3 protein-coding genes are annotated in these 3,169 nt (G+C 62.7%); all 3 read right to left on the reverse strand.

Annotated elements, in window-relative coordinates:
* Positions 1–237: 237 nt before the first annotated feature.
* Genes P3T16_RS34735 through istA form a run of 3 tightly spaced genes read right to left on the reverse strand, consistent with a single transcriptional unit; the run spans position 238 to position 2,904 of the window.
* Positions 238–597, reverse strand: a complete 360-nt coding sequence (locus tag P3T16_RS34735; protein WP_429345651.1) for a hypothetical protein — start codon at positions 595–597, stop codon at positions 238–240.
* Positions 598–607: 10 nt separating this feature from the next.
* Positions 608–1,375: an IS21-like element helper ATPase IstB gene (istB, locus tag P3T16_RS34740; RefSeq protein WP_429345652.1), complete on the reverse strand. Its 768-nt coding sequence runs from the start codon at positions 1,373–1,375 to the stop codon at positions 608–610.
* Between the two features lie 5 nt (positions 1,376–1,380).
* Positions 1,381–2,904 (reverse strand): IS21 family transposase, encoded by a 1,524-nt coding sequence (gene istA, locus P3T16_RS34745; protein WP_429345653.1) that lies wholly within the window; start codon positions 2,902–2,904, stop codon positions 1,381–1,383.
* Positions 2,905–3,169: the final 265 nt, after the last annotated feature.

Raw genomic sequence — 3,169 nt, forward strand, 5'->3', positions numbered from 1 at the left:
CATGTGTCACGGATCGGCGTAATCGAGCCGGGGATGATCGGCATAATGAGGCCACTCAGAATGGCCCCGAAACGCGATTTCGAAGGGTCTCAAGAATGCGGTTTTTTGCCGGATTTTGCAACGACGTTTTCGCTGCCAGATGTGTCGATGCGAGCTCGAAGATCGTCCCGGTGATGCACGAGCCTGTCGACAGCGGTGAGCTGTTGCGTATTCCGGCTCAACGTGACCGGTGCGCGGTTATGAGGGGGCCATGGTTTCTCCTGTTTCACGTATCTGATCGTCATCGTTACGGCGTAACGACGCGGTGGCGAAGTACGCACACCACTGTGCCGAATCGGGTTCCATGTCCGCGAGGATGCGCTCATCTTCCGCGATGACCATCTGCTCGATCAATGTCTGTCGCGTTACGCCGTAACGACGTGCCAGTCTGGCAAGTGCCAGGAAGGCGCCGGTCTCGATCCAGACGCTCAGGCGTCGCTCACCGTTGCCGTCACGGCCTGCATGAGGGCGCCGCGCCCTGTAAGCGGCTTGCCGTTGCGAAGCTGTTTTTGCCATGTTCTTTTTCCCTGTCTGATTTTTGTTATGCAGTAACGGCATCACGCATGCGTTACTGCGTAACGCCGCCCATGCTGTTTCCAGGCATCGGCTTGGGCTTCCGGAAGCTCTCACCCTCGATCACGATGCGATAGGCGCCATGGCGTAGCCGGTCAAGCGTGGCGGCGCCGAGGATGCGGTTGTCGGGGAACGCGTCGCCCCATTCGCTGAGATCGAGATTTGAAGTCAAGACTGACGCCGCGCGCTCGTACCTGGCGGCTATCAGGTCATGGAAGTCTTCGTCATGGGGGGCATGAAGAGGTTTGAGCGCGAAGTCATCGACGATCAGCAGAGGGACGCGCACGAACTGCTGGAACTTGCGTTCGTACAGGCCGGTGGCGCGCGCTGCGTGCAGCTTCCTGAGCAGATCGGTCTGCGAGATGAACAGCACGTCGCGCCCCTGGCGAGCGGCGCAGTGGCCAAGAGCCTGAGCCAGGTGCGACTTGCCGACGCCAATCTGGCCGACCATCAGAATGCAGACCTTCTCGTCGATGTAACGGCCAGTGGCCAGATCGTGGATATGGGCGCGGTTGAGCTTGGGTAGAAGATCGAAGTTGAAGGTCTCGAGCGTCTTGCCCAGCGCGAAGCCGGCGCGGGCAAGGCGCGCGCCGAGCTTCTTCTGGTCACGCCGCGCGACCTCGTCATGCAGCAGCATCGCGAGGAACTCGGTATAGGCGAGCTGTCCGTCAATCGCCTGGCGGTTGCGCTGCTCGAGCGAGTCGAGGATGCCCGAGAGGCGCAACTGCTTGAGGATGGAATTCAGTTCGGGACTCGGATTCATGGCGTTCAATGCAGAAGAAGGGAATGGAGATCACGGCCGAAGCGGCCGCCGGTCAGATAGGTGTCGGCAGGCGCCGGCGTTTGTGCTGGCACCGCCGCAGGCTGGCTGTCGAGCCCCTTGTCGAGAATGGTCTTGACGGTGCGGTACTTCGGGCTGGCGAACGTGAGCGCGCGCTCGCAGGCGGCGTTCAGGCGCGCATCGCCGACCTTCTCGCGCAGGCGCACGATGCCCTGCGCGCCGCGCAGGTTGACGAGCACCTTGTCGTTGAACAGCGCCAGGATCACCGCATGGCAGGCAGGCCCGATCTCCTTGGCCCGGGCCAGGCACCACTGCGGGTCGTGCTCGAGCCATGCCTGTGCTTCAGGTGGCTGGTGGTCCCGTACCGTCGAGCGATCGCCGGGCTTGCGCTTGCGAGCGTGTGTCGCGACGAGTTCATGCCGGTGGAACAGCTGCACGACCGTGTCCGTGGCCTTCAGCCACAACTGCTTGCCGACCAGCGTGAACGGCACCGAGTACAGCACGTTCTTGTAGACGACGTGGCCATCCGTATGCACCTTGACCTCGCTCCACACGGCCAGCACTGGCGGCACGTCGGGCAGTCTGGTGAGCAGCGGGCGTTCGATCGCGAAGCGCGTCAGCGGCTGCTCGCGGGTCGTACCGTGCTCGCGGGTGCCGGCCTGCTGCATGACCCAGTCGCGCAGTTGCCGGTTGGCGTCGGTCAGATCGCGGAACTCGCGCAGCGGCACGAAGGATTTCTTGACATATTTGACGCCGGATTCAACGATTCCTTTTTTCTGCGGGTCGCGCGGCGGGCAGGCATCAATCCGGAAGCTGTATCCCTCGGCGAGCGAGGCGTACGAGCGCTGTACCTCGGGGCTATACATGCAGGCCCTGATGATCGCGCATTTGGCGTTGTCGATGATGACCCGACCCGGGCAACCTCCCAGCCATTCAAAGGCGCGCCGGTGGCAGGCCAGCCACGTCTCCACTGTCTGGTCCAGCACGATCTCGGCGTACTGATGCCGCGACCATGCCAGCGTCATCACGAAGATCCACGTCTTGAGCGGGATACCGGACTCGTGCGTCAGCGCTGGCCCGGCGCCGAAGTCAACCTGTGCGGCGTCGGCCGGCGGGAATTCCAGGATCGTCGTCGCCGTTACACCACGTTCGGCTTTCAGGTGAAGCAGAAAGCGCCGCACGGCCGAGTAACTGCCGCTGTAGCCGTGGTTGCGTTCGAGCGCGCCGAAGATCGTCGTGCCCTGCACGCCGGCGTCAAACCAGCCGCGGACCAGATCGCGAAACGGCTCGAGCGTGGAAATGCGGCTACGCGGCACCTTCGGATCGCGCCCGAAGATGCCCGCCAGTTCGGCGTCGTCTGGCAAGGGCCGGCCCGGCTCGAGCCAGCCGTGAGTAAGCGCGACCTGCCGTACGGTCTTCAGCTTGCTGCGCCCCATCAGGTGCGCGCTGGCAATGTCGCGGTCGGAATCGCCCTGGCGCATGCGCACCAGAACCTGTCTATATTCGAACACTTCAAATCTCCTGTTACTCATCGGCCCTCCGGGCAAAAGCTCCGAAGGTACCCAGGTAGGGAAATTCGAAATGCGTTTCGGGATGCAGCCGGACATAACAACGAGCCTGCTGCGTGGCTCGATTACGCCGATCCTGAGGTGGCTCCTATACGCCGATCATCGAGTGGCTCCAATACGCCGATCCTGCACTGGCTCGATTACGGCGATCATCTGGTGGCGCCATTACGCCGATCCCGGAATGGCCCCAATACGCCGATCCGTGACA

Origin of the sequence: Paraburkholderia sp. GAS42, from assembly GCF_050436565.1 — a bacterium.
Classification (GTDB): Bacteria; Pseudomonadota; Gammaproteobacteria; order Burkholderiales; family Burkholderiaceae; genus Paraburkholderia.

Coding starts and splice junctions, on each gene's coding strand:
- P3T16_RS34735 (WP_429345651.1), bottom strand. CDS start 597: ATGCCGTTACTGCATAACAAAAATCAGACAGGGAAAAAGAACATGGCA.
- istB (WP_429345652.1), bottom strand. CDS start 1,375: ATGAATCCGAGTCCCGAACTGAATTCCATCCTCAAGCAGTTGCGCCTC.